This is a genomic window from Actinospica durhamensis (assembly GCF_018139695.1).
Classification (GTDB): Bacteria; Actinomycetota; Actinomycetes; order Streptomycetales; family Catenulisporaceae; genus Actinospica; species Actinospica durhamensis.
Map to the genome: position 1 here is coordinate 1 of NZ_JAGSOG010000711.1, position 479 is coordinate 479.

General features: G+C 68.3%; 1 protein-coding gene. It reads left to right on the forward strand.

What is annotated here, in order from left to right; genetic code table 11:
* A partial coding sequence (locus KDL01_RS47155; protein WP_212534261.1) for a CBS domain-containing protein occupies nt 1-479 on the forward strand: 479 nt, incomplete at both ends.

Genomic DNA, 479 nt, shown 5'->3' on the forward strand with positions numbered 1-479 from the left:
TTCGTGAAGCTGCTGTCGGTTTCCACGCAGGCGCTGCTGCGGTTGCTGGGCGTGAAGGAGAACACCGCGAGCGCGGTGACCGAGGCCGAGATCCATGCCGTGCTGGCCGAAGGCACGAGCGCGGGCGTGATCGAATCCCACGAGCACCAGATGGTGCGCAACGTGTTCCGCCTGGACGACCGCCAGATCGGCTCGCTGATGGTGCCCCGCGCCGACGTGGTGGTGCTCGACGTGGAGGACAGCTTCGAGGAGAACCTGCGGCTCGTCGAGTCGTCGGACCACGGCCGCTTCCCGGTGGTGCGCGGCGGCATGGAGAACGTGCTGGGCGTGCTCAATGCCCGCCAGTGGCTGTCGCGCTCGCTGCGCGAGGACGTGCGCGACCTGTCGGCCCAGCCGCTGCAGTCGGCGCTCTACGTGCCCGAGACCATCACGGGCATGGAGCTGCTCGACAACTTCCGCCAGTCCGATCTGCAGATGGC